Below are 24,569 nucleotides of genomic sequence, written 5' to 3'. Positions count from 1 at the left end.
CGCGGGAGGCGGACCCGGCCGGCCACGCCCGGGCCCGTGCCGCCGACCGGTCCGGGGCCCGCCGCGTGGTTCTGCCCGCGGCCCCGAGAACCGTCGCGCGGTTCAGTCCCGGCAGAACGGCAGGTAGTCCACGTCGTACCCGAAGTACCGCGGTCCGGCGAGGGCCAGTCCGCCCGGTGTGGTCCAGCGCGGGTCGCACGGGGCCGCCAGCACGCTGACGCGCAGCCCGTAGCGCAGTCCTTCCGTGGTCACCGGGTCGCCGGTGTCGGTGTCCAGCACGCAGATCAGGTCGGGGGTGGTGGCGACCGTCTCGCCGTCCCGGGTGGCGAGCAGGTGTTCGTTCTGGAAGCCGAGTTCGAGGACCTGTCCCGCGTCGCCGCCGACGCCCTCGATCCGGGCGCTGCCCCGGGCGAAGCCGCCCTCGGTGCGGCGGCTGACATCCACGACCTTGCCGGTCAGAAGATGGCTGCCGGAGAGCATGGCGCGGGCCGCCCGTACCGGATCCTCGTGCGCGGCACGCGCCTCGCGGACGGCCGCGCCGAGCCGTTCGGCGAGCGTGAGCGTGGCGGGGACGAGACCGTCGGCGAGCTGGTCGCCGCGCATCACGGTGTCGGCGCTGGAGATCTGGCAGCCGAGCTCCACGCAGACCGCGCGGGCGATGCGCTCGGCCGCGTGGTTGGAGACGGCGTCGACGATGATCGTGTTGCCCTTGTCGTCGGCGAGCGCCATCGGCGTGTTGGCCACCCCGATCAGTCCGGGCAGCACCATCTGGGCCTCGGGGAACGCGCGGCCCATGGCGTCCCCGTCGACCAGCGGCAGGCCCGCCTCGGCGGCGCAGGCGACGGGCAGCATCGAGTTGACGCCGCCGACCTCGATCGGCGCGATGTGGGTGGCACGGCGGCCGATGTGCTTCTCCAGGGCGCGCAGGGCGGCCACCTCCTCGCCCCCGGCCGGGACGCGTTCCAGCAGCACCGTCGGGGCGCCCATCCCGGAGACGGGGACGACGGTCGCGTCGTCCGGGACCTCGTCGAAGGAGACGAGCCGCACCGGCCCGTGACGGCGGATGGCCTCGCGCGCCAACAGCTTGCCGATGTACGGGTCGCCTCCCCCGCCGGTGCCGAGGATGCCCGCGCCGCGCGCGATGTCGTCCAGGTTGTCGAGGGTGATCTCACGCATGTGACGCTGCTCCGTGGGTCTCGCGCGCCCCGGCCGGGGTGCGGGTGGTGCCGATGCCGTTCAGGTCGAGATCGCCGACCGCCTTGACCCGGATGCGGGTCGCGCCGCCGGGCAGATAGGCGAGCGGGACCTCCTCCACGTCGACGATGCGGACGGTGCCGGGCCGGGCGCCCGCGCTCTCCGCCCGTGCGACGGCCTCCTCGCGCGCCTCGGCGAGTACCGCGTCCCGGCGGCCGTCGGGGACCTGGAAGACCCGGTCCACCTCCCCGCCGACCTGGGCTATCGCGGCGCCCACGGCGTTGGCGACGTCGAAGTGTCCAGGGCGCCGCACGTCGTCGAAGCCCGGCAGGGACGAGGGCACCAGCACGCTTCCGCCGCCCACCGCGACGACCGGCAGCGCCCCCGGCGAGGTGCGCATCCGGTCGACGGTCTCCGCCAGGCGCTCGGCGATCCGGTCGAGGGCCCGGGCGGTGAATTCCGGGTCCAGATGCGCGACGCGGGAGCGGTCGCCGATGTCGGCGCGGCCCGCCGCGACCGCGAGATCGGTCGCCGTCAGGGTGGATCCGCCGAAGACCAGCGCCTCGTCGGTGAGCCGGTAGCCCACCGAACGGGGGCCCGTCTCGCCCTCGGCCGAGACCAGGGACCCGCCTCCGATGCCGAGGGACAGCACGTCGGGGATGCGGAAGTTGGTACGGATGCCCGCGGCCTCGCTCTCGCCGGCCGCCTCGCGCGGGAAGCCGCCGGTGAGGATGCCGACGTCCGCGGTGGTGCCGCCGACGTCCACCACCGCGCAGTCGCCGAGGCCGGACAGGAACGCCGCGCCGCGCATCGAGTTGGTGGGCCCGGAGGCGAACGTCGCCACCGGGTAGGCGCGAGCGAAGTCCACGTCCATCAGTGTGCCGTCGTTCTGCGACAGGAAGAACGGCGCGGTCAGCGAGACGTCGGCGAGCGACTTGGCGAAGGACTCGACGATCGCGGTGGCCAGGTCTCGCAGGGCCGCGTTGATGATCGTGGCGTTCTCACGGGCGAGCAGCCCGACCCGGCCCAGCTCGTGGGAGAGCGAGAAGTGGACGTCCGGACCCAGTTCCGCGCCGAGGATCTCGGCGGCCCGGCGCTCGTCCTCCTCCGCGACCGGGGAGAACACCGAGGACACGGCCACCGAGGTCAGTCCGCGCGCGGCGATGTCGGCGGCGGTGCGCTTCAGTTCCTCCGGGTCGAGCGGCGACAGCGGACGCCCGTCGAACTCGCGGCCGCCGTGGCACAGGTAGCCGTGTCCGCCGACGGCCGCCCGCTGGCGCTCCGGCCAGTCGGTCATCGGGGGCAGGGCCGCCGTGGCCGGCAGGCCCAGGCGCACCGCCGCGACCGGGGCGAGGCGGGCGCCCTCGATCAGCGCGTTCAGGAAGTGCGTCGTGCCGATCATGACGGCGGTGACGTCCTCCTTCGGCGGGTCCAGGGCCCGGACGGCCGTGGTGACCCCGGAGGTGATGTCGGAGGTGGTGGGGGTCTTCGCGGTCGCGAGGATCCGGTCGTCGTCCCCCAGGAGGGCGGCGTCGGTGTTGGTGCCTCCGACGTCGATTCCGATGCGCATGGTGTGTCCGTCTTTCGTAGGGGTGGGGTGTCGGGGTGGGCCCGCGGGTCAGGCGACGGCGCTCCGCGGCCGGACCGCGTCCTGCTCCGCCTCGATCGCCGCGGCGGGCCGGGCGGGCTGGGTGAACGGCAGTTCGCGGGCGCCTCGCACCAGGCCGAGCTTTCCGACGACCGCGTAGCCGAGCCCGGCGAGCAGCAGGGAGTTGAGCGCGGGTATCCCCCACCACTGGTAGTGGTCGCTGAGCCAGCCGACCAGGGAGGCAGCGGCCCACAGGGCGATCGTGGCCGGAACCCAGCTCGGTTCGGTCTCGGGCAGCCGTCCCACGGCACGCGACGTGTCCAGCTGGGGCCGCCACTTCTTCACGACGAAGTACTCGGCGACCATGATCCCGGCGACCGGCGGGGTGAGGACGCCCAGCACCGTGAGGAACTCGGTGAACCGGTCCAGGATCCCGGCCGCCGCCGCGAGGCTTCCGAGCACACCGATGGCCACGGTCGTGCCGACCCGGTGCAGCCGGACCTTGAACAGCGCCTCGACGGCCCCGATCAGGCCCAGCGACGAGGAGTACAGGTTCCAGTTGTTGATCTTCACGGTGGCGGAGACCAGGACGATGACGCCGATGACACCGGAGGAGGAGGTGATGATGGCGATCAGGTCGGAGGACTTCACCGCGTAGGCGAGCAGCACGCCGCCCAGGCCCAGGACGTACTCGCCGAGGCTGATGCCGACGACGGTCTGTTTGACCACGTCGCCGGTGTTGCGGTTGAAGCGGGTCATGTCGGGGGTGGTGACCGCGCCGACGATGTACGAGCCGGCCACGATGGTCGCGCCGGTGGCGATCGAGAGGTGGGCGCCGAAGGGCGCGGCCGTCACCAGGTCGCCGATGTGGTGCCGGGAGAACTCGACGGCCATGGCCCAGCCCGCGAGACCGAGGAACGCGGGCACGGTGACGAACGCGGTCCAGCCCATGACGCGGAAGCCGCGCAGGACCAGCGCGGTGACGCCGAGGCCGCAGACCAGGCACCAGGCCCAGAGGGGCAGCGCGGGCACGATGGAGTGGAGTCCGGCCGCGAACACCGCCGTCTGCACCCCGAACCAGCCGAACAGGCTGACCGCGATGACGAGCCCGATCAGGGTGGAGCCGTAGCGGCCGAACCCGGTCCAGCGGACCAGCATCGAGGTGGAGAGGCCCTCCTTCATGCCGGCGATGCCGACGAAGATGCAGACGACCTCCAGGATCACCGAGCCGAGCGTGAACGCCCAGAACGCGCCCCAGAAGGAGAGACCGGCGCCGAGCGTGGCGCCCAGCAGGAACTGGGTCAGGTCGGAGAGCTGGCCGAAACGCTGCACGGCGACGTTGAACCAGGAGTAGCGGGCCGAGCGCGGGACCCGCTCCAGCGGGTAGTCCTCGTCCTGCGGCTGCGGCTCGGCGGTCTCGGTGGGTGGCTGCGGCTTCGGCCGCGCTGCGGGCTGGGTCATGGGGACGGTCCTCGGGTGGCGGTGGCGGGGCGGGGGTAGGGCGGAGGGACGCGGCAGCACGGCGGTGGGCTGCTCCGCGGGGGAGGGAGGGGGAACGACGGGTCTCAGAGCGGGAGGGGCGGTCCCGCGGCCCGGGCGCGCAGAAGCACCGCGCCCGGCAGATACGGCACCGGCAGATCCGGTTCGGACCGGGTCTCCACGCGCCGGGGATCGGCACCGGCCCGTACGGCCCCGGCCCTGGCCAGATCCCGTACTTCGTCGCGCACGGCGTCGATCCGACGGCCGGGGCCGCGCGTGACGATGCGGTCGTACTGGCCGCCGACCGGGCTGGCCGCCGCGCCGAACGCTCCGGCGACGTCGCCGTGTTCGGGCCGTACGACGTCGAATCCGGTCAGTACGCGGCCGGGCACGCCGTCCGCGCCGCCGCCCACCAGGACCAGCGGCAGGAGTCCGGCCGCGGGCCGCATCCGGTCGGCGGCCTCGGCCAGCTCGCGGTGCGCGTCGGCGGGCACGGTGATCAGGTCCGGGAAGCGCAGGCTGACGGGTACGCCGCCGAAGCGCTCACCGGGTCCGGCCTCCTGCGGGTAGCCACCGGTCAGGGCGCCGACCCGGGCGCGGCGGCCGCCGATGTCGGCGACCACGGCGTCGCCGAGACCGGCCAGGAGGCCGGCGCCCCGGATGGTGCAGGCGGGACCGCTGCCCAGGCTGAGTCCGGGCTGGCGGCGCAGGTACTCCAGGCTCATGAGGGTGCCGTCGCTGCGGGTGACGAGTACGGCGGCGCCGGGCGCGAGGCCGAGGCGCGGCAGCGCGGCGGTCAGCTCGTCGGCGACCCGTGCCACCAGGACGGACAGGGCGGCGTCGAGGACCGTGGCGTTCTCGCGGTGCAGCAGGCTGAGCGTGCCGACGTCGCTGGAGAGCAGGACGGTCGTGTCGGGGCCGGTCTCGGCGCGCAGGATCTCGGCCGCCTCCCGCTCCTGCTCGCCGTCGGCGGGCGAGAACACGGCGGTGACGGCGAACGCCTCGGCGCGGCCCGCGAGCGCGGCGCCGAACCGGGCGACGGCGTCCCGGTCGAGCGGGGTGGTGTCGCGGGGGGACAGGCCCCCGCCGCCCCGTACGTTGGCGGTGCCCGCGCACACGGCGTCGCGCAGCGCCGCGGGCCAGCCGAACAGCGGCCGGACGGCGTCCGCGGCGGCGCCGCCCACGCGCAGCACCCCGACCCGGGCCAGTCCTTCGCGTTCCCGGACCGCGCGGGCGGCGACCCGCAGCCCCACGGCGAGCTGTGTGGCCCGGCGCCGGGGCTCGGCGGGGAGCGCGCCGACCGCGGCGGCGAGCGAGCCGACGGCGTCACCGGCGATCGAGGGGACCTTGACGGCCCGGACCGCCCGGCCGCCCTCCAGCAGGACGGCATCGGTGTTGGTGGGCCCGACGTCCACGCCGAGGATCACGGCGTGCCTCCCCCGGGCCGGTGACCGGGTGCGGCCGAGGAGGTGCCGGGCGCGCCGTCCGGGACGAGCCCCGGACGGCCGTCGGCGACGAGCGGCGCGGCGTCCTCGGGAACGGCCCCCGAGGGGTCCGCGTGGCCGAGCCCCGGCAGACCGAAGGCGGACGGGCCGGCCAGTCGCAGCCCCTCCGGCGTGTACCAGACCGGGGCGGAGGGCAGCGTGACGAGGTGCACGCGCAGCCCGTAGCGGACCTCCTCGACCGGGACGGCCCAGCCGGTCCGCACGTCGACCAGCGCGATCACGTCCGGGACGACGGCGAGCGCGGTGCCGTCCTCCAGGGCGGCGACGAACTCGCTGCGGGCCTCGACGAGGACCAGTCGCCCGGCGTCGGGCCCGGCGCCCTCCAGCAGGACGGCGGTGGCGTCGTCGCCGTCCGCGTCCCGCGTGGCGTACCGGCGGACCGAGGAGACCTTGCCGGTGAGCAGGGGCTCCGGTCCTTCGCCGCGGCCGAGGGCGAGGGCCCGCGTGACCGATCCGGTGACGGCATGGCGGGCCGCCTGCCCGGCGGTGAGGGGGTAGTCGGCGGACGCGGCGCGCCCGCCGAAGGCGTCGAGGGCGGCGCGGGCGAAGCGTTCGAGGTGCGCGCCGTCGACACCGTCGACGACGACGGTGTGACCGTGCTCGTCGACGAGCACGGCCGGGCAGGGGCGCAGGCCGGCCAATTGCAGCACGTTCTGGTCCATGCGGGGAAAGGCGCGGCCCATCGAGTCGGCGTCGAGCAGCGGCAGTCCCAGCCGGGCCGCCCAGGCGACGGCGACGCAGCCGTTGAGGCCGCCGATCTCGCTGCTCATCACCGCGGCCACCGGGGCGCCGTGCAGGTCCTCGAAGCGGGCGCGCAGCCGCGCGGGCTCGTCCCGGCCGCCGATCCGCTCGGCGGCGACCGCGGGCGAACCCACCAGCCCGACGGGCATGACCAGCGCGTCGTCGGGCAGGCCGGACGGGTCGACGACACGCACCGGACCGCATTCCTCGATCGCCTGTCCGGCGACGGGCAGCGTCACATCGGCGGGGCCGCCGCCGCCTGATCCCAGGACGGCACAGCCCCGCGCGAAGTCGGCGAGCGCTCCGGCGTCCATGTGCATGCGTTCCAGCGTAGGGAGGCGCAAGGCGCGACGCCTGGGCCATCGGCCCTCTCTTCGGCCTCCTGGTGTGCTCACGGCACACTGATGGGATGCCGAACATCCTGGAACTCCTCTCCTCCCCCGGTCTGGAGGGGCTGCGCCCGTTGGTGGGGCCGCTCGACGCGGTGGAGGTGACGGGGGTGCGCCTGGAGCCTCGCCCGGACCGGCTCGCCACCCTGCCCGCGGGGACGGTCGCCGTGCTGCTGGCGCCGCTGCCCGGGCATCTGCTGGACGTGGCGGTACGGGACGCCGCGGCGGCGGGCGCCGCGGCGCTGGTCCTGACGGGGGTGGCCCAGGCGCCGCACGGGCTGCCCGCCGAGGTGACGGCCACCGCCCGGGCGCTCGCCGAACGGGGCCGGGTCGCGGTGCTGTACGCGGGCGGGGACCTCGCCGCCCTCGTGGTGGCGGTGGAACGAGCGGTGGCCGGGTCCGCCGCGGACGCGCTCGCCCGGGTCGCCGCCGCCGCGCGGGAGGTGACGGCGGTCGCGGGCGACCCGGAGCGGGTGGCCTCAGCGGCGTCCCGGGCCCTGGGGGTGCCCGTGGAGCTGCGGGCGGCGGGCCCGGGCGAGGAGGGCGCGTCGGCCGCCGGTCCGGACGGCGACATCCGGCTCGCCGCCCCGCCCCGTCCCGGCCACGCGGGGGCGGCGGTGCGTTCCGTGCTGGTGCTGGCGGCCCTCGCGGCGGCGGGCGGCGGGCACGGCGACGTCCCGGTGCGCTCCCGCGGCCGGCTGCTCGCCGAACTGCTCGTGGCCCCGCGCGACCAGGCCGCCCGGCTGGCCGCCCGGGGCCGGGCACTGGCGCTCCCGGTGGACGGCTGGCACATGGCGTTGCGAGTGGAGGCCGGCGGCCTCGACGCCGCCGACCGGCCGAAGGTGCTGGACGCGGTGATGTCCCGGGCCCTGACGCTGCTGCGTTCCTGGGACGGTCCGGCGGCACAGCCCTCCGGCGCCGCGCCCCCGCCCGCCGACGCCGTCCAGTGGAACGCCGCTCTGGTCGACGACGCCCTCGTGCTGCTCGGCACCTGGCCCGCCGACCCGGGGCCGGACGGGCGGCGCGCGACCCTGGCCCGGGCCCGCCGCGTGGTGGACCGGCTGGCCGGGCTGCGTCCGGAGGCCGGACTGCGGTGCGGCGTGGGCTCGCCCCACCGGGGTCCGCTGGGCATCCGCACCTCGGCCCGGGAGGCACGGGCCGCCGTACCGCGCGGCCTCGGCCCCGCGGTGGCCGCGCACGACGCGGCGGGGCTCGACCGGATGCTGCTGGAGTGGTACGCCTCCGACACCGCGCGCGAGGCGGTCGCCGAACTTCTCGCCCCCGTACTGGCGTTGGGCCCGGAGCGCGCCGAGCCGCTGCTGCGTACGCTCCAGGGCTATCTGGACCACAACAATTCGCCCGGCCGCGCCGCCGAGGCCCTGCATCTGCACCGGAACGCGGTGGGCGCCCGCATCCGCAAGGTGGTCCGGCTGACGGGCGCCGACCTGAGCGATCCGGACATCCGCCTCGCCCTCCAACTGGCCTGCCGCGCGAGCCTGTCGGCGCCGCACGACGAACCGCCCGCCGCCGGTGGCTGAGCACGACGCCGGCCACCGGTCCGCGTCCCTGCTTCGGGGCCGGGCGCACCCCGCCCGCCCCGCAACCGGACGGCGTCGGACGTCGAACCGGGTCCCGGTGTGCGCGCCCCGTCCGCGGCGCGCACATACGCCGTCCCGGAGGCCGGTCGCGCGGCCGCGTCGCCCGGAAGAAGCGGCAGCCGCCCCGGCCCCCGGGTCACCCCAGGGAGCTGTAGGCGACCACCCCGCGCAACACCGCGTCCACGGCCTTGCGCGCGTTGCGCGCGACCGTGCTGCCGTCCCGGGGCGCCGCGGCCTCGATCTGGCCCAGCACGTCGATCACCTGCTTGCACCACCGGACGAAGTCCCCCGCGGGCATCTCCGCCTCGTTCAGCACCTCGTCCAGGGTGCGTCCCGACGCCCACATGTAGACGGCCCAGGCGAAGCCCAGATCGGGCTCGCGCTGCCCGACCCCCTCCGCCTGATTGATCTTGAATTCCTCCTCCAGGGCATCGAGTCGGCCCCAGATCCGGACCATCTCCCCCATCGCGGCCCGCGCGGGCCCCGACGGCAGCTTGGGCGCCACCGCGTCATCGGCCTGCCGCGCCTCGTACACCAACGCCGAGACGCATGCCGCGAGTTCGGCGGGGTTCAGGCCCTCCCACACGCCGTCCCGCAGGCATTCGCTGGCCAGCAGGTCCAGTTCCCCGTAGAGGCGGGCGAGCCGCCGCCCGTGCTCGGTGACCTCGTCGCTCCGCAGGTAGTCGAGCTCGGTGAGCAGCGCGACGATGCGGTCGAAGGTCCGGGCGATCGTGTTCGTCCGGCCCTCGATGCGGCGCTCCAACTGCTTGGTGTCGCGCCGCAGTCGGTGGTAGCGCTCGGCCCACCGGGCATGGTCCTCGCGCTCGTCGCACCCGTGGCAGGGGTGGGTGCGCAGGGCCGCCCGCAGCCGGGCTATCTCCCGGTCGTCGGCGGCCGGGGACCGTCCCTTGCGGTGCCGCTCCGGCACGATGTGCCCGGCCTTCGTCCGGAGGGCGGAGGCCAGGTCGCGGCGCGACTGCGGCGAGCGCGCGTTGAACGACTTCGGCACCCGCATCCGCTCCAGCACCTGCACCGGAACCGGGAAGTCGATGGAGGCGAGCCGCTTCACCTGCCGCTCGGCGGTCAGCACCAACGGCCGCGGCCCGTCGTGGTATTCGAGCCCGCGGTGCCCGTGGCCGTTGGCCCGGCCGGCCGGCAGACCGGGGTCGAGGACCAGCGCCAGTCCGGCGAACTTGCCGGTGGGCACGTGGATGACGTCGCCGGGCCGCAGCTTCTCCAGGGAGGCCGCCGCCTCGGCCCGCCGCTGGGTCGCGCCCCGCTTGGCCAGTTCGTTCTCCCGCTCCTTGAGGTCGCGGCGCAGCCGCGCGTACTCCTCGAAGTCACCGAGATGGCAGGTCATGCCCTCGCGGTAGCCCTCGAGCCCCTCCTCGTTGCGCTGGACCTGCCGGGAGATCCCGACCACGGACCGGTCGGCCTGGAACTGCGCGAAGGAGGTCTCCAGCAGCTCGCGCGAGCGGTGCCGCCCGTACTGGTGCACCAGGTTGACGGCCATGTTGTACGAGGGCCGGAAGCTGGACCGCAGAGGGTAGGTCCGGGTGCCCGCGAGCCCGGCCAGCTGCACCGGGTCCATGCCGCGCTGCCACAGGACCACGGCGTGGCCCTCGACGTCGATGCCGCGGCGGCCGGCCCGCCCGGTCAGCTGGGTGTACTCGCCGGGCGTGACGTCGGCGTGCTGCTCGCCGTTCCACTTGACGAGCTTTTCCAGCACGACCGAGCGCGCGGGCATGTTGATGCCGAGGGCGAGGGTCTCGGTCGCGAAGACCGCCTTGACCAGGCCGCGCACGAACAGCTCCTCGACGACCTCCTTGAACGTGGGCAGCATGCCGGCGTGATGCGCGGCGATGCCCCGTTCCAGCCCTTCGAGCCACTCGTAGTAGCCCAGGACGTGGAGGTCCTCGCCGGGGATGGACGCGGTCCGCTCCTCGACGATCTCGCGGACCAGGCGGCGCCCCGCCTCGTCGTTGAGCCGCAGACCGGCGTGCAGACACTGCTGCACCGCCGCCTCGCAGCCCGCCCGGCTGAAGATGAACGTGATGGCCGGGAGCAGCCCCTCGGCGTCCAGCCGGTCGATCACCTCGGGCCTGGCCGGGGTCCAGATCCGGCCGCGCTGGCGGCGCTCACGCTCCCGGTCCGCCTCGCGGACCATCTTGCCCCGGCGGCGGTCGCGGGGATTGTACGTCCGCTGGTTCTCCGTCCGGGCGAGCCGGATGAGGTCGGGGTTGACCTCGCGGCGTGCGGTACCGCGTCCGCCGTGGTCGCTCTCCTCCTCGAAGAGGTCGTACATCCGGCGGCCCGCGAGCACATGCTGCCAGAGCGGCACCGGGCGGTGCTCGGCGACGATGACCTCGGTGTCGCCGCGGACGGTGTCCAGCCAGTCGCCGAACTCCTCCGCGTTGGACACGGTCGCCGAGAGCGACACGAGCGTGACGGACTCCGGGAGGTGGATGATCACTTCCTCCCAGACGGCGCCCCGGAACCGGTCGGAGAGGTAGTGCACCTCGTCCATCACCACGTAGCCGAGGCCGCGCAGCGCCTGCGAGCCCGCGTACAGCATGTTCCGAAGGACCTCGGTCGTCATGACGACCACGGGGGCGTCGCCGTTGACGCTGTTGTCACCGGTCAGCAGGCCGACCTTGTCGGGCCCGTAGCGTTTGACCAGATCGGCGAACTTCTGGTTGGAGAGGGCCTTGATCGGGGTGGTGTAGAAGCACTTCCGCCCCTGCTGGAGGGCGAGGTGCACGGCGAACTCGCCGACGATCGTCTTGCCCGAGCCGGTCGGGGCGGCGACGAGCACGCCCTTGCCGGCCTCCAGTGCCTCGCATGCCTCGATCTGGTAGGGGTCCAGCTCGAATTCGTACAGCTCCCGGAAGGGCGCGAGTGCGGTGGCCAGCTCGGCGGCACGGATCCGAGAAGCCTGGTATCGCTCAGCGGGTGAGAGGTCCTCTGTCATGTTGCCTACGAGCGTACCCGCCGCCTGTGACAGCGGCTCGATCTTTAGAGTCCGCCGGGAGCACCGGGCGCGAGCACCGTGACCGCGCCCGGTACGCACGTCGCGGTGAGCGGCAGAGCCCCCAGCGGTTCGCCGTCCGCGTACGCGGTGACACCGGCCGCGGACAGTTCGACCGAGGAGGCCCGGTGCACGGTCACCGCGGGGTGGCCGAGATGCGTTCCCCGGTAGACCCGGGGGAAGACCCTCAGGAGCGTGGCGCGGCTGCAGTTCCCGACCACGACCACGTCGAAGAGCCCGTCGTCCATGACGGCGTCGGCACACATCCGCATGCCGCCGCCGTACGACGTCCCGTTGCCGACGGCGACGAGCGTCGCCTCGATCTCCCGCACCGGTCCGTCGTCCAGCCGCAGGCGGTACGGGATCGGCCGGAACGCGGCGAGTTCGGCGAGGATCGCGAGGTCGTACTTGAACCGCCCGCCCACGAAACGCATCCGGTTGCCGCGGTCGTTGACCCGGGAGTCGAAGCCGGAGGCGAGCACGGACCCGAACCACCGGTCCCCGACCCGGCCGAGGTCGATCTCGCGGACACCGCCGCCCTTGAGCGCCTCGGCGGCCAGCCGTCCGGCGGCGGCCGGGTCCACGACCGGCACTCCCAGCGCGCGGGCGAAGTCGTTCCCGGTGCCCACGGCGACGACGCCGAGCGGGGTCGTCGTCCCGGCGACGGCCTGGAGGGCGAGGGACATCATGCCGTCCCCGCCGACGGCGATCAGTGCGCCGGTGCCCCCCGCGACGGCCTCGCGGGCCCGTCGCAGGGCGTCGTCGGCGTCCTCGCCGAGGACGGTGCGCACGGAGAATCCCGCGTCCCGCAACGCGGAAGCGGCCGGCTGCGCGGCACGCGCGCCCCGGCCGCGTCCGGCGGTGGGATTGACGAAAAGGGTGATCTCGCTGGTCACCCGGGGACCCTACAGGTCAGGTGATGTCGTCGTAACCGTTCACCCGGTCACGGTCCGGGCTCGTCGGGTGCGGCAGGGCGCCGCGGGACGCGACCGACTCGACCTCTCCGATGTCCGCGGGGGTCAGGTCCAGCTCCGACGCCTCGTCGTCGCCCGGCCCCGCCGCCTCGCGCCGCGCCTTGCGCCGGTCGTTGACGAGGGAGATCCCCGTGGCCAGGAAGTACAGGACCCAGATCGGTCCGGCGAGCAGCAGCATGCTGACCGGATCGGTGCTGGGAGTGGCCACCGCCGCGAAGACCGTGATCCCCATGATCATGCCCCGCCACCAGCCGAGCATCCGCTTGCCGGTGAGGATCCCGCCGAAGTTGAGCATCACGAGCAGCAGGGGCAGCTCGAAGGCGAGCCCGAAGACCACGACCATGCGCGTGATCACATCCAGCAGCTCGTCCAGAGGCAGCTGGTTGTCGAGATCGGCGGGCGAGAAGTCCAGGAGCACCCGCGCCATCGTGGGCAGGGTCTTGTACGCGAAGAAGGCCCCGGCGAGGAACAGCGGGAAGCCCGCGCCCACGAAGACGAGGGAGTACTTCTTCTCGTGCCTGTGCAGCCCGGGCGCGACGAAGGCCCACAGCTGGTACAGCCAGATCGGCGAGGAGACGACGATGCCCGCCATCAGGGAGACCTTGAGGGCCAGCGTGAACGGGGTGAGCAGACCGTTCAGGACGATACGCGCGCAGGTGCCGTCATCCTTCTTGGCGAGTTCGGCGAAGCTCGACTCGCAACCGACCGACTTCAGTACCGGGTCGGTGAAGACCTCGACGATCCCCTTGTAGAAGAAGGCGGCGACGATCGTGACGACGACGATCCCCAGCAACCCCTTCGCCAACCGGTTACGCAGCTCGCGCAGGTGCTCCACCAGGGGCATGCGGCCCTCTGGGTCCCTCTCCTGCTTGCGGGAAGACTTGAGCAACCCACGTCCTCATCTCGTGCAGCAGGCCGTCACCGAATCCCCGGCGCCTGCGTCGGCCCGTTACTGTCAGCGCTTGGTCGAGTCGGTCGGCTCGGCGACCGGGCGGGAGCTGGTCACATCACCCGGCGCGGCCTTGATGGTACGCGGGGCGGCCTGGTCCTGGGCCTGGTCGTTGGCCGCCGGCTCGGCCGGGGTGGCCGACGGGCCGCTCTCGGACTTCATCGCCTTGGCCTCGCTCTTCAGGATGCGGGCGGACTTGCCCAGCGAGCGAGCCATGTCAGGAAGCTTCTTCGCGCCGAACAGCAGAACAATGACGACGAGGATCAGGATGATCTCGGGAGCGCCGATTTTTCCGAACATAAGCGTGTACCTTCTCACCGAGGCAGCCGGGGTGGGGCGGATCGAACAACGGGCGTCCGATCGTCGTACTGTCAGCGATCGTATCCCGCGGTAGTGAACACGGGGCAATACCCGTGCGTACCCGCGGTGACGGCCCGCGCCTCGCTCTGCGGGCCGCTCGAGCAGCGTACCCCCCGAGTCCGGGAAACAGGAGGCCGCGCCCTGGACGACCGATCGGCCCTGGTCACCGCCTCACACGAACGCGTGGCGGCGCGGCTGCCGTGCCCCTGTCACCCGGCGGCGTACGTCTGCGACGGCGCCCGGCCGGGGCGTGTTCCGAAAGTGGTGCCGTCCGCCCGAAGGGCGGGGCCGGCGGCGTCTCGACCACGTGGCGAGGCGCCGTGCCAGGCGTCGCGGACCGGACGGGACTCTCGAAACACTCCCTAAGGGCTGTCCCGTAATCCCTGACGGGCGCCCGACGACAGCCGCGGCACCTCGCCGCGTTGTCGGAACGCCCACATACGTCCCGTATGCGGGCGCCCCTCCGCCTTGCGATGCACCACATCTGACGCCGCGCGCCGATCCGCGACGGATACGGGACAGCCCTTAGCGCAGCGCCTCGCCCGTGGCGGCGAGGTCCGTCGCAGCCCGTTCGAGGTCCTCCGCGGCACGGTTGATGCGCTGAGTGGTCAGCGTCACCTGCCGCCCCAGACGCTGGACCTCGATGAAGACCCTGACGGCGAGCACGCCCAGAACGGCGATCCCGAGGAAGCCCAGGGCGATGGCGAGCATGGGCCAGAACATGCGGGGATCCTCGATGTGTCGGGGCCTCGGAGAATTCCGGGGACGGTGGCGGGTGACCGGTGACGGGTGGTGGACATGGGGCGCGGAGGGAACCGGAGCCGGAGCGGCCGGCACGGGAGTGGAACCAGTGCCGCTCCCGGCAACGTTTGCCCCGTCGCACCGTCCGGCACGCACTCCCCCAAGGCCTCAAGGGCCAGGGGGACCCCCTTCGGCGTTGGCCGAGAGCCCGCGTAGCCCTTCCCACCGGACGACGCTCCTTCCGGGCAAACCTTGTCGGTCACGGCACTAGAGACTGCTGTGGAGGCGCAGCGTCCGTACCCCGCCGTGGGTGAGGAGCTCGACTATCCGCTCCCCCGCGGGCTTGCGGACGGCCGAGCCGCACTCCGGGCAGGTGAAGGAGTAGAACGTGGTGCGGCGGCTGGCGCCCACGGCGAGCCGGATCGCCCCGGCCGTCAGCTCGAACCGCTCCCGGCAGTCCGGACAGGCCGCCTTGAAGCGCACGGAGTCCGGGACCACCACGGTAGGCACACCCGACATCGCAGACATATCGCTCACATCTCCCTCGAATGTCCGCTCAGACCGGGTCGTCATAGGCGGCGAGTGCGGCACGGGCCGCCTCCTGGGCACTCCGCGCCAGCTCCGGCGGGGAGACGATGCGCCCCTCCCCGCCGAGCCGCAACGCGAGCCTGCGCAGCGAGGCCGGGTCGGGGGTGCGCAGGGCGATCCGCAGCCCGCCGTCCGGGAGTTCCCGGGCGGTGTCGTGCGGGTAGTACTCGGCGACCCATCGCCCGCCGGGGCCGACCTCGACCACGACCTCCGGGTCCTCGGCCGAGGGCTGGACCAGTCCCTCGGACAGATCGCGCAGTTCGAGCTCCGGCGGTGCGGCCGGTTCGTCCAGCAGCCGGATCGCGGCGACCCGGTCGAGGCGGAAGGTGCGCCGGTCCTCGGAGGACCTGCACCACGCCTCCATGTACGTGTGACCCACGGCGAACAGCCGGATCGGGTCCACCTCGCGCTCGGTGAGCTCGTCTCGCGCGGGCGAGTAGTAGCGCAGCCACAGCCGGCGCCGCTCCGAGATCGCCCGGTCGACCTCGGCGAAGACACCGCCCTCGGACTCGAAGGTGACCGAGAGCCTCGAACTGGCCGCCCCCACCTCACCGGCCGCGGTCTCCAGCTTCGCGGTGGCCCGCAGCAGCGCCTGCCGGTCGCTCTCGCGCAGGCCCGGCAGCGTGGCCACGGCGCGGGCGGCCACCAGGAGCGCCGTCGCCTCGTCGGCCGCGAGCCGCAGCGGCTCGGCGACGTCGTCGGGGTTGTGCCACCAGATCCGCTCGCCGTCGGTGTCGATGTCCAGCAGGTCGCCGCCGCGGAAGCTCGTTCCGCACATGGGCAGCACGTCGAGGTCCGAGATCAGCTCGTCCTCGGTGATACCGAAGGCGCGGGCGACGTCCTGGATGTGGGCGCCGGGGCGCTCGCGCAGATAGGTGACCAGGGAGAGCATCCGCCGGGTCTGGTCGATCGCGTTCGTGGCCATGAACGGGCCCCCTTCAGTCCTTGGCCACGGCACGCAGCCGTTCCACCACGTCGGCCCGCAGGTCCGCGGGTTCCTCCACGACGACGTCCGGGCCGAACTCGACGAGCCAGGCGTCCAGTCCGTGCCCGTAGGGAATCTCCAACTCGTCCCACCCGTTCCCGAGTTCCCGGACCGAGACGGCGCGCGAGCGCAGCGGGTATCCGGCGCCGGTGCGCAGCCTGATCAGCGCGGTCCGGGTGGCCGTCTCCCCCGCCCAGCTCTCCACGGTCTCACGGACCGTCACGACGTCGGGCACCTCGGCGGTGAATGTGCCGGCCGCCCGCGAGCGCACCTTGCCGGTGATCCGGGAGAGGCGGAAGACCCGCTCGGCGCGGCGGTCCCGGTCCCAGCCGGCCAGGTACCAGTGGCCGCGCCAGCACTCCAGGGTCCACGGCTCGACGTGGCGATTCTCGGGCCGGGCGGCGTTGGCCTTGCGGTAGTCGAAGGTCACCGGGCGGCGGTCCCGGCAGGCCAGCATCAGCGGCTCGAACGCGGCCTCGTGCACGGGGATGCGGGGTTCGAGGGCGCTGTGCACCTCGTACGTGTCCTCGGTCTCCGGCATTCCGGCCGCCCGGAGCTTCTGCAGCGCGCCGCTGGCGGCACCGGCCAGCCGCGCCTGCTGCCAGACCTTCGCGGCCAGCCCGAGCGCGGCGGCCTCCTCGGCGTCCAGCGTGATCGGGGGGAGGCGGTTGCTGTCGCGGCGGGCGAGGTACCCGGTGTCGCCGTCCAGGTTCTCCACGGTCTCGATGACCAGACCGAGTTCGCGCAGATCGTCCTTGTCTCGCTCGAACATCCGGTTGAAGGCATCGTCGGAGCCCGCTTCCAAGTACGCCTCGATGGACCCCCGGAGCTCACGCTTGCTCAGCGGGCGCCTCGTTCCCAGCAGGCACAGGGCCAGGTTCATCAGCCGCTCGGCCTTGGCGATCGCCATCGACGCCCTTTCTTCTCCGCTCTACGATCGTCGACCGTACCGCTCCCGGCTTCCGGGACAAAAGCGAGGGCCCGCACCTTGCGGCACGGGCCCTCGTCGCGTAGAGGCGCGGATCAGACGGCGACCAGGTCGCAGACGAAGATCAGCGTCTCGCCGGGGGCGATGCGGCCGCCGCCGGCGCCGCGGTCGCCGTACGCGAGGTGCGCGGGGATCGTCAGCTGGCGGCGCCCGCCGACCTTCATGCCCTGCACGCCCCGGTCCCAGCCGGAGATGACCTGCCCGGCACCGAGCTGGAACCGCAGCGGGGTGCCGCGGTTCCAGGAGGCGTCGAACTCCTCACCGGTGGAGAAGGCCACGCCCACGTAGTGGACCGAGACGTTGTCGCCCGCCTTGGCCACCGCGCCGTCGCCCTCCCAGATGTCCTTGATCTCCAGGTCGGCCGGCGGCTCGCCACCCGGGAAGTCGATCTCGGGCTTCTCGATGCTCACTGAGTTGCTCCTCTTGATGATGAACTGCGCAACCGGGACAGTCTTACATCTTCGCCAGCAGGTCCACGGCGAAGACCAGCGTGGACTTCGCCGGAATGGTCTGCTGCGCCTGGTCGCCGAATCCCTGGTCCGGCGGGACGACGAGGAGCACGCGGCTGCCGATCTTCTTGCCGACCAGCCCGTTCTTGAGGCCCTTCAGGGTGACCTGGGCGAGCGGGAAGGTCTGCGTCCGGCCCGTGGTGTACGTGCTGTCGAACGTCTTGCCGTCCTTCCACACCAGGCCCACGTAGTGCACGATGACGCTGTCGGTGTCCTTCACGACCTCGCCCTTGGACTCCAGGACGTAGTTGGAGACCAGCTTCGACGGCGGGGTGCTCTTGGACGGGATGGTGACCTTCGGGGCCTTGCCGTCGGTGTTGGTGCCGACCTTCGGCAGGTCGACGTCGTCCTGTGCGACCTCGGTGCCCTTGGCGGATACCGGGATCTGTGTCGCCTTCAGGATGTCGACGACGAAGACCAGGGTGGAGTTGGGCTTGATGTCGCCCTGGCCCTGTGCGCCGTAACCGAGGTCCGGCGGGATGACCAGCTGGACCCGGCTGCCGACCTTCTTGCCGACCAGGCCCTTGTCCCAGCCCTGGATGACCATCCCGGCGCCGAGCGTCAGATCGAACGGCTTGCGGTCGAAGCTGTTGTCGAAGGGCTTGTCGGAGTCCCAGGACTGGCCGAGGTAGTTGACCTGGACCGCCTCGCCGTTCTTGACCTCGGGACCGTCGCCCTGGCTGAGGACCTTCGTCTTCAGCTCCTTGGGCGGGTTACCGGAGCCCTTGGACAGGGTGGGTTTCTCCCCGAACTTCGCCCCCGCGGTGATCGCGGGGAACTCGGAAGCGGTGCCATTGTCGTTGCCACAGGCCCCTGTCAGCAGCAGCAGGGGGACGACGAGAAGGCCGGCAAGTCGGCGCACGTGTTCCTCAGATCTCAGACGGCACGGTCGGTTGGGTCCCCGCCACTCTAACGACCTCGTCCACGATTGGCAGTGGAGGAAAGAGCGGCGTCTCGGGCCTTCGAATCCAAGGCGGAGGAGGGAGTCGGATGGGGTCTCCCCTGCTCGAACGCAGCTGAGAGCTTGGGGAAGGAGCGTCGGGGACTGACGACAACGCCGGAGGCGGAGGTCCCGGACACCGCGACGCCGCTGCCAATCGTGAACGAGGTCGTAATGGCTGCCCCGTAATCCCTGGTGGATCAGCGCACGGCGTCGGATGCGGTGCATCGCAAGGCGAAGGGACGTCCGCGTACTGGATGTATCCGGACGTTCCGACAACGCGGCGAGACGCCGTAAATTTCGTCGTGCGCCCGTCAGGGATTACGGGACAGCCCTCAGGACATACGCGGGGCCCCGTACGAGAAACGTACGGGGCCCGCGTCGTGTCACCGCCCGGGGAGGTGTGCCGTGCCGGATCACATCCCCGCGATCAGCTTCTCCACCCGGTCGTCCACCGAGCGGAACGGGTCCTTGCACAACACGGTGCGCTGTGCCTGGTCGTTGAGCTTGAGGTGGACCCAGTCGACGGTGAAGTCCCGCCGCTGCTCCTGGGCCCTGCGGATGAAGTCGCCGCGCAGCCGCGCCCTGGTCGTCTGCGGGGGCACGGACTTCCCCTCGAAGATCTTCAGGTCGTTGCAGACCCGGTCGGCCTGCCCCTTGCGCTCCAGCAGGTAGTACAGGCCGCGACGGCGGTGGATGTCGTGGTAGGCGAGGTCTATCTGGGCGACTCGCGGGTGCGACATCGTCATGTTGTGCTTGGCCCGGTACCGGTCGATGAGCTTGTACTTCATCACCCAGTCGATCTCGGTGTCGATCCGGTCCAGGTCCTGGGTCTCGATCGCGTCGAGCGCACGCCCCCACAGGTCCAGGACCCGGGCGACCGTCCCGGTGCGGATGCCGCGGCGGTCGACGAAGTCGACGGCCTTCTCGTAGTACTCGCGCTGCACCTCGATGGCGGACGCCTCACGCCCGCTGGCCAGCCGCACCTTGCGCTGCCCGGTGGTGTCGTGGCTGACCTCGCGGATGGCCCGGATCGGGTTCTCCAGCGTCAGGTCCCGCATCACCGTGCCCGCCTCGATCATGCGGAGCACCAGGTCGGTCGCGCCGACCTTGAGCAGCATCGTGGTCTCGGACATGTTGGAGTCGCCGACGATGACGTGGAGACGGCGGTACCGCTCCGCGTCCGCGTGCGGTTCGTCCCGCGTGTTGATGATCGGGCGGGACCGGGTCGTGGCGGAACTGACGCCCTCCCAGATGTGCTCGGCACGCTGGCTGACGCAGTAGACCGCGCCGCGCGGCGTCTGGAGCACCTTGCCCGCGCCGCAGATCAGTTGCCTCGTGACGAGGAAGGGAATCAGGATGTCCGCGAGCCGGGAGAATTCTCCGTGCCGGGCCACGAGATAGTTCTCGTGACATCCGTAGGAGTTTCCCGCCGAGTCGGTGTTGTTCTTGAAGAGGTAGACGTCGCCCGCGATTCCCTCCTCGTGCAGGCGGCGTTCGGCATCGACGAGCAGACCTTCGAGAATACGCTCACCGGCCTTGTCGTGGGTGACCAGTTCGGTCAGGTTGTCGCATTCGGGGGTTGCATATTCCGGATGCGATCCCACGTCGAGGTAGAGGCGGGCGCCGTTCCGCAGGAAGACATTGCTGCTGCGGCCCCATGACACGACACGGCGGAAGAGGTAGCGCGCCACTTCGTCAGGGGACAGTCGGCGCTGTCCCCTGAACGTGCACGTGACGCCGTACTCGTTCTCCAGCCCGAAAATGCGGCGGTCCATGACTGAACATTACGCCTTATGGCCTGAGCTGAAACCGGGTTCGACAGCACCGTTTCGATCATTTTCCGATCTGCGCACCGCGACACCCGTGCTCGCGGGAACTGCGAGGACCTTTTTCGTGGCCAGGAGAACGAGCAGCGCCGCCACCCCACTGGCCCCGGTCACGACGAAGCCCCATGACGTCCCGCCCCCCTCGACGGCCGGACCCGCCACGGCCGTGCCCACCGCCGCGCCCACCCCGAACGTCGTCACCAGCCAGGAGAACGCCTCGGTCACCGTGCCGCGCGGCGCGTGCCGGTCCACGACGATGAACGAGCAGGCGATCGAGGGCGCGAGGAAGACGCCCGCGAGGGCCGCCAGGACGGTCATGGCGACCACCCCCGGGGTCAGCGCCAGCGGCAGGTAGCCCAGTGCCAGCAGCGCCACGAGGTACCGCAGCCGGCGCTCCGGGGTCCCGGCCCACTGCCGCGCCCCGTACACCGCGCCACCGGTCAGCGCGCCCAGGCCGAGCGCGGCCATCAGCCAGCCGTACACCGACTCCCGGCCGTGGTCGTCGGCGTACGCCACCGCGGCGACGGTGATCGACCCCAGGGCGAGTCCGACGAAGAAGAACGCGCCGAGCAGCGCCAGCAGCCCCGGTGAACGCAGCGCGCCCAGCCAGTGCGCCTCGCGGGGCGCGGAGCGCCAGGCCCGGGAAGGTTCGCAGAGCACGACGGAGAGCGCCCCCAGGACCCCCAGGCCGTTGATGACGAGCAGGGCCGCGGCGGGCGACCAGAGGGACACCAGCAGCGTCACCAGCAGCGGCCCCAGGGTGAACATGACCTCCTGGGCGACGGCGTCCATGGCGTACGCCCGGTGCACCCGCTCCTCACCGCCCAGCACCGACGGCCACAGCGCCCGCAGGCCGCCCTCCAGCGGCGGGGTGAACACCCCCGCCACGATCACGGCCGCGAAGGCCGGCGCCAGCGACCCGGTGCCCGTCAGCGCCAGCATCACCATGCCGAGCGCCGACACCACGGCGGCGGGCAGTTGGACGCGCGGCTGGCCGTACAGGTCCACGGCCCGGCCCAGCAGCGGCTGACCGACCGCGGTGGACAGCCCGTACACGGCCGCGAGCGCCCCGGCGAGGGTGTAGCTTCCGCCCTCGGCCCGGGTGAACAGCACGATCGCGATGTGGGCGGTGCCGCTGGGCAATCGGCCCACCAGGGTTCCCACCAGCAGCCTGGCGGCATGCCGCGCCCGGAGGACGTCCAGATATCCGGCGGCCATGTCCCGTCCCTCTCCTCGGGCGCCTTCCGGCACCATGGGTTTTACGTATAACGACGAGGGTCATACGTACCATGTGCCCAGTCCGCAGGTCCACCGCACGGCGCCTGCCCCGACCGGCCCGGAGGCCCGAGTGACCAGCGCACAGATGCCCGCATCCGCCCGGCCCACCAGCCGGGACGTCGCACGGGCCGCGGGCGTCTCGCAGGCCACCGTCTCCCTGGTGCTCGGGGACAAGTGGCGCGGCCGGGTCTCCGAGGCGACCGCCGCCCGGGTGCGGCACGCCGCCGACGGCCTCGGCTACCAGCCCAACCTGGCCGCCCGCCAGCTGCGCCTCGGCCGCACCAGGACGGCGCTGCTGGTCGTACCGGCCCTCACCAACGAGTTCTTCGCCCGCGTCCACACCGGTGCCGCCACCGTCGCCGCGGAACACGGCTTCGGGGTCGTCCTCTACCCGTCCCCCGAGGGCGTCGGGCCGGCCAGGGACCCCTTCGCCTCGGCGCGCGCCTCCCTGGACGGGGTGATCGCCTCGTCGATGGCAGCGGGCGCGCTCGACGCGCTGCGCGGCGCGGACCTGCCGCTGGTCATGCTCGACAGCGACCCGGCGGACACCGGTGTCGCGGCCCGGGTCGACCTGGACATCGCCGACGGCATGCGGCAGGTCGCGGAGCATCTGCTCGCACTCGGCCACCGCCGCTTCGTCCACCTGGCGGCGGCGGTCGACTCCTGGACGTTCGCCATCCGCGCCCGGGCGCTGCACGACACCGTGGGGGCGGTGCCCGGCACCTGCGTACGGACCGTCGAGGCGGCGCTCGACGTCCATGCCGGGCGCGAGGCCGCGCAGCGGGCGCTGGCCGCCCCGGGGCCGCGTCCCACGGCGATCGTGTGCGACGACGACGTCCTCGCCGCGGGCGCCTGCAAGACCGCGCGCAGGCTCGGCCTCCGCGTCCCCGACGACCTGTCGGTCACCGGCTTCAGCGATCTGGCCCTCTCCGTGGCCGTCGAGCCGGAGCTCACCACGGTGCGGCTGCCCGCGGAGCGGGTGGGCGAGCGCGGCATGGCCGCCCTGCTCGCGGTCCTGGACGGCCGCCCCGCCGAGCCGGGAAGCCTGCCCGTGCGCCTGGTGGCACGGGGCTCCTCGGCGGCGGCGCCGCAGGACGCCGGGCGCGCGTGACGGTGCCCCGGCCCGCCGGAAGGGCGGACCGGGGCACCGGAGGGTCGCTTACTCCACGTCCCCGCCGGAGTCGGCGGAGCCGTCGGCGGGCCTGACGGTGTCCGTCGTGCTCGCGGGCGGTTCGGCCGCCTCGCCGGACTCGTCGTCGGAGGGGGCGTCGGTCGGCGCGGCTCCGCCGTCCGCCTCCAGCAGGCGGGCCAGTTGCCGGCCCACGATCCGCTTGAACTTCCGCTGCTGCGGCCGCGTACGGTCCAGGACCGCGACCTCCAGCCGCTCGGCGGGGATCTCCCGCTCGCTGCCGTTGGGATCCCGGGACAACGCCTGCACGGCCAGCTTGAGCGCCTCGGCGAGCGTCATGCCGTCGCGGTGGCGCTGGTCGAGGAAACCGCTGATCTGCTCGGCGTTGCCGCCGACCGCGACCGAGCCGTGCTCGTCGACGATCGAGCCGTCGTGCGGCAGCCGGTAGATCTGGTCGCCCTCGGGCTCGGTGCCGACCTCGGCGACCACCAGCTCCACCTCGTACGGCTTCTCGGCCGCGCTGGAGAAGATGGTGCCCAGCGTCTGGGCGTAGACGTTGGCCAGACCGCGGGCGGTCACGTCGTCGCGGTCGTAGGTGTATCCGCGCAGGTCGGCGTAGCGGACCCCGCCGATGCGGAGATTCTCGTACTCGTTGTACTTGCCGGCGGCGGCGAAACCGATCCGGTCGTAGATCTCGCTGAACTTGTGCAGCGCGCGGGACGGGTTCTCGCCGACGAAAACAATGCCGTCGGCATACTGCAGCACTACGAGGCTGCGTCCACGGGCGATGCCCTTGCGGGCGTACTCCGCCCGGTCGGCCATGGCCTGCTGGGGTGAGACATAGAACGGCGTCGACACCGGTTGTCCGTCCCTTTCTGTCAGTGACGAGAGTGTCGGGGAAGCATCGGGACCGGCGGTCAGAGCAGCGCGGCGCGCGGGCCGTCGGGCTGTTCCATCCGGTGCTCCACGATCGAGCGGGCGATATCGGAGGATTCCGCGTCGGGCAGCTTCCGGAAGCCCTCGTCGGTGATGACGGTGACGATCGGGTAGATCCGCCGGGCCATGTCGGGGCCGCCGGTCGCCGAGTCGTCGTCCGCGGCGTCGTACAGCGCCTGGACGACCAGGGTGAGGGCCTGCTGTTCCGTCAGGTCCTCGCGGTAGAGCTTCTTCATCGAGCCGCGGGCGAAGATGGATCCGGAGCCGGTGGCCGCGTACCCGATCTCCTCGGACCGGCCGCCGGTCACGTCGTACGAGAAGATCCGGCCCTTCTCGCGGTCGACGTCGTAGCCGGCGAAGAGCGGCACGACGGCCAGGCCCTGCATGGCCATCGCCAGGTTGCCGCGGATCATCGTGGAGAGCCGGTTGGCCTTGCCCTCCAGCGACAGCTGGGCGCCCTCGACCTTCTCGAAGTGCTCCAGCTCCAGCTGAAAGAGCTTGACCATTTCGACGGCCAGGCCGGCCGTGCCGGCGATGCCCACCGCCGAATACTCGTCCGCCGGGAAGACCTTCTCGATGTCGCGCTGCGCGATCATGTTGCCCATGGTCGCCCGCCGGTCACCGGCCAGGACCACGCCTCCGGGGAAGGTCGCCGCGACGATGGTCGTGCCGTGCGGTGCCTCGACGGCCCCCTGCACGGGCGGCAGGCTCCGGTTGCCCGGGAGCATCCCGGGCGCGTGGGCGGACAGGAACTCCATGAACGAAGAGGATCCCGGCGTCAGGAAGGCAGCCGGTAGCCGCCCGGTGCTACGAGTGTTGGCTTCCACGCGTTTCCCTCCAG

Annotated in this window: 21 protein-coding genes; 2 read left to right on the top strand and 19 right to left on the bottom strand. The window is 72.7% G+C overall.

From position 1 onward, the window contains the following. Positions 1-102: 102 nt before the first annotated feature. From ACFYY6_RS12780 to ACFYY6_RS12760, 5 genes are all read right to left on the bottom strand, one after another. Positions 103-1,176 (bottom strand): DUF917 domain-containing protein, encoded by a 1,074-nt coding sequence (locus ACFYY6_RS12780; RefSeq protein ID WP_351524942.1) that lies wholly within the window; start codon positions 1,174-1,176, stop codon positions 103-105. Beyond that, positions 1,169-2,764 (bottom strand): hydantoinase/oxoprolinase family protein, encoded by a 1,596-nt coding sequence (locus ACFYY6_RS12775; protein WP_351629075.1) that lies wholly within the window; start codon positions 2,762-2,764, stop codon positions 1,169-1,171. The genes ACFYY6_RS12780 and ACFYY6_RS12775 overlap by 8 nt, the downstream gene beginning before the upstream one ends. Before the next feature lie 48 nt (positions 2,765-2,812). Next, positions 2,813-4,243 (bottom strand): cytosine permease, encoded by a 1,431-nt coding sequence (locus tag ACFYY6_RS12770; protein WP_351629072.1) that lies wholly within the window; start codon positions 4,241-4,243, stop codon positions 2,813-2,815. Positions 4,244-4,347: 104 nt separating this feature from the next. Continuing rightward, complete coding sequence (locus ACFYY6_RS12765; RefSeq protein WP_389193014.1) at positions 4,348-5,688, bottom strand: hydantoinase/oxoprolinase N-terminal domain-containing protein; 1,341 nt, start codon at positions 5,686-5,688, stop codon at positions 4,348-4,350. Next, the gene (locus tag ACFYY6_RS12760) at positions 5,685-6,827 is read right to left on the bottom strand and encodes a DUF917 domain-containing protein (RefSeq protein WP_389193011.1); all 1,143 of its coding nucleotides are present in this window, start codon (positions 6,825-6,827) and stop codon (positions 5,685-5,687) included. Before ACFYY6_RS12760 ends, ACFYY6_RS12765 begins: the two co-directional genes overlap by 4 nt. 89 nt (positions 6,828-6,916) lie before the next feature. Here ACFYY6_RS12760 and ACFYY6_RS12755 point away from each other — a divergent pair, with 89 nt between their 5' ends. Next, entirely contained in the window at positions 6,917-8,434 is a 1,518-nt protein-coding gene (locus ACFYY6_RS12755) for a PucR family transcriptional regulator (protein ID WP_389193008.1), read from the top strand. Positions 8,435-8,630: 196 nt separating this feature from the next. Here ACFYY6_RS12755 and ACFYY6_RS12750 read toward each other — a convergent pair whose 3' ends face one another. The 12 genes from ACFYY6_RS12750 to ACFYY6_RS12695 all read right to left on the bottom strand — a co-directional run bounded on the left by ACFYY6_RS12750 (position 8,631) and on the right by ACFYY6_RS12695 (position 21,603). Continuing rightward, complete coding sequence (locus ACFYY6_RS12750) at positions 8,631-11,465, bottom strand: DEAD/DEAH box helicase (protein ID WP_351524936.1); 2,835 nt, start codon at positions 11,463-11,465, stop codon at positions 8,631-8,633. A 44-nt stretch (positions 11,466-11,509) separates the two neighbouring features. After that, the gene (locus ACFYY6_RS12745; RefSeq protein ID WP_351629058.1) at positions 11,510-12,418 is read right to left on the bottom strand and encodes a diacylglycerol kinase; all 909 of its coding nucleotides are present in this window, start codon (positions 12,416-12,418) and stop codon (positions 11,510-11,512) included. A gap of 16 nt (positions 12,419-12,434) precedes the next feature. Next, positions 12,435-13,385, bottom strand: a complete 951-nt coding sequence (gene tatC / locus ACFYY6_RS12740) for a twin-arginine translocase subunit TatC (protein WP_351524934.1) — start codon at positions 13,383-13,385, stop codon at positions 12,435-12,437. A 66-nt stretch (positions 13,386-13,451) separates the two neighbouring features. Then, positions 13,452-13,745, bottom strand: coding sequence for a Sec-independent protein translocase subunit TatA (tatA, locus tag ACFYY6_RS12735; protein WP_351524933.1), 294 nt, complete (start codon positions 13,743-13,745; stop codon positions 13,452-13,454). A 585-nt stretch (positions 13,746-14,330) separates the two neighbouring features. Next, positions 14,331-14,528, bottom strand: a complete 198-nt coding sequence (locus ACFYY6_RS12730) for a hypothetical protein (RefSeq protein ID WP_351525165.1) — start codon at positions 14,526-14,528, stop codon at positions 14,331-14,333. A gap of 285 nt (positions 14,529-14,813) precedes the next feature. Then, on the bottom strand, positions 14,814-15,065 hold the full coding sequence (locus tag ACFYY6_RS12725; protein WP_386607429.1) for a hypothetical protein: 252 nt from the start codon (positions 15,063-15,065) through the stop codon (positions 14,814-14,816). A gap of 37 nt (positions 15,066-15,102) precedes the next feature. Continuing rightward, positions 15,103-16,059, bottom strand: a complete 957-nt coding sequence (locus ACFYY6_RS12720) for a WYL domain-containing protein (protein ID WP_351525164.1) — start codon at positions 16,057-16,059, stop codon at positions 15,103-15,105. 13 nt (positions 16,060-16,072) lie between these two features. Further along, positions 16,073-17,029 (bottom strand): WYL domain-containing protein, encoded by a 957-nt coding sequence (locus ACFYY6_RS12715; protein ID WP_351525163.1) that lies wholly within the window; start codon positions 17,027-17,029, stop codon positions 16,073-16,075. A gap of 113 nt (positions 17,030-17,142) precedes the next feature. After that, positions 17,143-17,517, bottom strand: a complete 375-nt coding sequence (locus tag ACFYY6_RS12710) for an FKBP-type peptidyl-prolyl cis-trans isomerase (RefSeq protein WP_351525162.1) — start codon at positions 17,515-17,517, stop codon at positions 17,143-17,145. A gap of 43 nt (positions 17,518-17,560) precedes the next feature. Continuing rightward, entirely contained in the window at positions 17,561-18,478 is a 918-nt protein-coding gene (locus tag ACFYY6_RS12705; RefSeq protein WP_351525161.1) for an FKBP-type peptidyl-prolyl cis-trans isomerase, read from the bottom strand. A 494-nt stretch (positions 18,479-18,972) separates the two neighbouring features. Next, positions 18,973-20,334 carry a Pup--protein ligase gene (gene pafA, locus ACFYY6_RS12700; protein WP_351525160.1) on the bottom strand — a complete coding sequence of 454 codons (1,362 nt, stop codon included), beginning with the start codon at positions 20,332-20,334 and terminating at the stop codon, positions 18,973-18,975. Positions 20,335-20,343: 9 nt separating this feature from the next. Next, on the bottom strand, positions 20,344-21,603 hold the full coding sequence (locus tag ACFYY6_RS12695) for an MFS transporter (protein ID WP_386607372.1): 1,260 nt from the start codon (positions 21,601-21,603) through the stop codon (positions 20,344-20,346). Positions 21,604-21,733: 130 nt separating this feature from the next. On the opposite strand from ACFYY6_RS12695, the gene ACFYY6_RS12690 reads away from it, so the two are divergent. Further along, a complete protein-coding gene (locus tag ACFYY6_RS12690) occupies positions 21,734-22,774 on the top strand; it encodes a LacI family DNA-binding transcriptional regulator (protein ID WP_389193003.1) in 1,041 nt (346 codons plus the stop codon). A gap of 48 nt (positions 22,775-22,822) precedes the next feature. Here the strand turns inward: ACFYY6_RS12690 and prcA are convergent, their stop codons facing one another. Both prcA and prcB read right to left on the bottom strand, forming a co-directional pair. Further along, the gene (prcA, locus tag ACFYY6_RS12685) at positions 22,823-23,650 is read right to left on the bottom strand and encodes a proteasome subunit alpha (RefSeq protein ID WP_351525157.1); all 828 of its coding nucleotides are present in this window, start codon (positions 23,648-23,650) and stop codon (positions 22,823-22,825) included. 59 nt (positions 23,651-23,709) lie between these two features. After that, positions 23,710-24,555: a proteasome subunit beta gene (prcB, locus tag ACFYY6_RS12680; RefSeq protein WP_351525156.1), complete on the bottom strand. Its 846-nt coding sequence runs from the start codon at positions 24,553-24,555 to the stop codon at positions 23,710-23,712. Positions 24,556-24,569 lie beyond the last annotated feature (14 nt).

Source organism: Streptomyces sp. NPDC001750, from assembly GCF_042892615.1.
In the GTDB taxonomy this organism is placed as follows: domain Bacteria; phylum Actinomycetota; class Actinomycetes; order Streptomycetales; family Streptomycetaceae; genus Streptomyces.
This window is presented reverse-complemented; position numbering and strand designations above follow the sequence as displayed.

Bases quoted from the DNA above. Each gene is read 5' to 3' on its own strand.
- tatA (WP_351524933.1), bottom strand. From the start codon at position 13,745: ATGTTCGGAAAAATCGGCGCTCCCGAGATCATCCTGATCCTCGTCGTC.
- ACFYY6_RS12695 (WP_386607372.1), bottom strand. From the start codon at position 21,603: ATGGCCGCCGGATATCTGGACGTCCTCCGGGCGCGGCATGCCGCCAGG.
- ACFYY6_RS12780 (WP_351524942.1), bottom strand. From the start codon at position 1,176: ATGCGTGAGATCACCCTCGACAACCTGGACGACATCGCGCGCGGCGCG.
- pafA (WP_351525160.1), bottom strand. From the start codon at position 20,334: ATGGACCGCCGCATTTTCGGGCTGGAGAACGAGTACGGCGTCACGTGC.
- ACFYY6_RS12750 (WP_351524936.1), bottom strand. From the start codon at position 11,465: ATGACAGAGGACCTCTCACCCGCTGAGCGATACCAGGCTTCTCGGATC.
- ACFYY6_RS12775 (WP_351629075.1), bottom strand. From the start codon at position 2,764: ATGCGCATCGGAATCGACGTCGGAGGCACCAACACCGACGCCGCCCTC.
- ACFYY6_RS12720 (WP_351525164.1), bottom strand. From the start codon at position 16,059: ATGGCCACGAACGCGATCGACCAGACCCGGCGGATGCTCTCCCTGGTC.
- ACFYY6_RS12755 (WP_389193008.1), top strand. From the start codon at position 6,917: ATGCCGAACATCCTGGAACTCCTCTCCTCCCCCGGTCTGGAGGGGCTG.
- ACFYY6_RS12730 (WP_351525165.1), bottom strand. From the start codon at position 14,528: ATGTTCTGGCCCATGCTCGCCATCGCCCTGGGCTTCCTCGGGATCGCC.
- ACFYY6_RS12725 (WP_386607429.1), bottom strand. From the start codon at position 15,065: ATGTCGGGTGTGCCTACCGTGGTGGTCCCGGACTCCGTGCGCTTCAAG.
- ACFYY6_RS12715 (WP_351525163.1), bottom strand. From the start codon at position 17,029: ATGGCGATCGCCAAGGCCGAGCGGCTGATGAACCTGGCCCTGTGCCTG.
- ACFYY6_RS12760 (WP_389193011.1), bottom strand. From the start codon at position 6,827: ATGCACATGGACGCCGGAGCGCTCGCCGACTTCGCGCGGGGCTGTGCC.
- ACFYY6_RS12770 (WP_351629072.1), bottom strand. From the start codon at position 4,243: ATGACCCAGCCCGCAGCGCGGCCGAAGCCGCAGCCACCCACCGAGACC.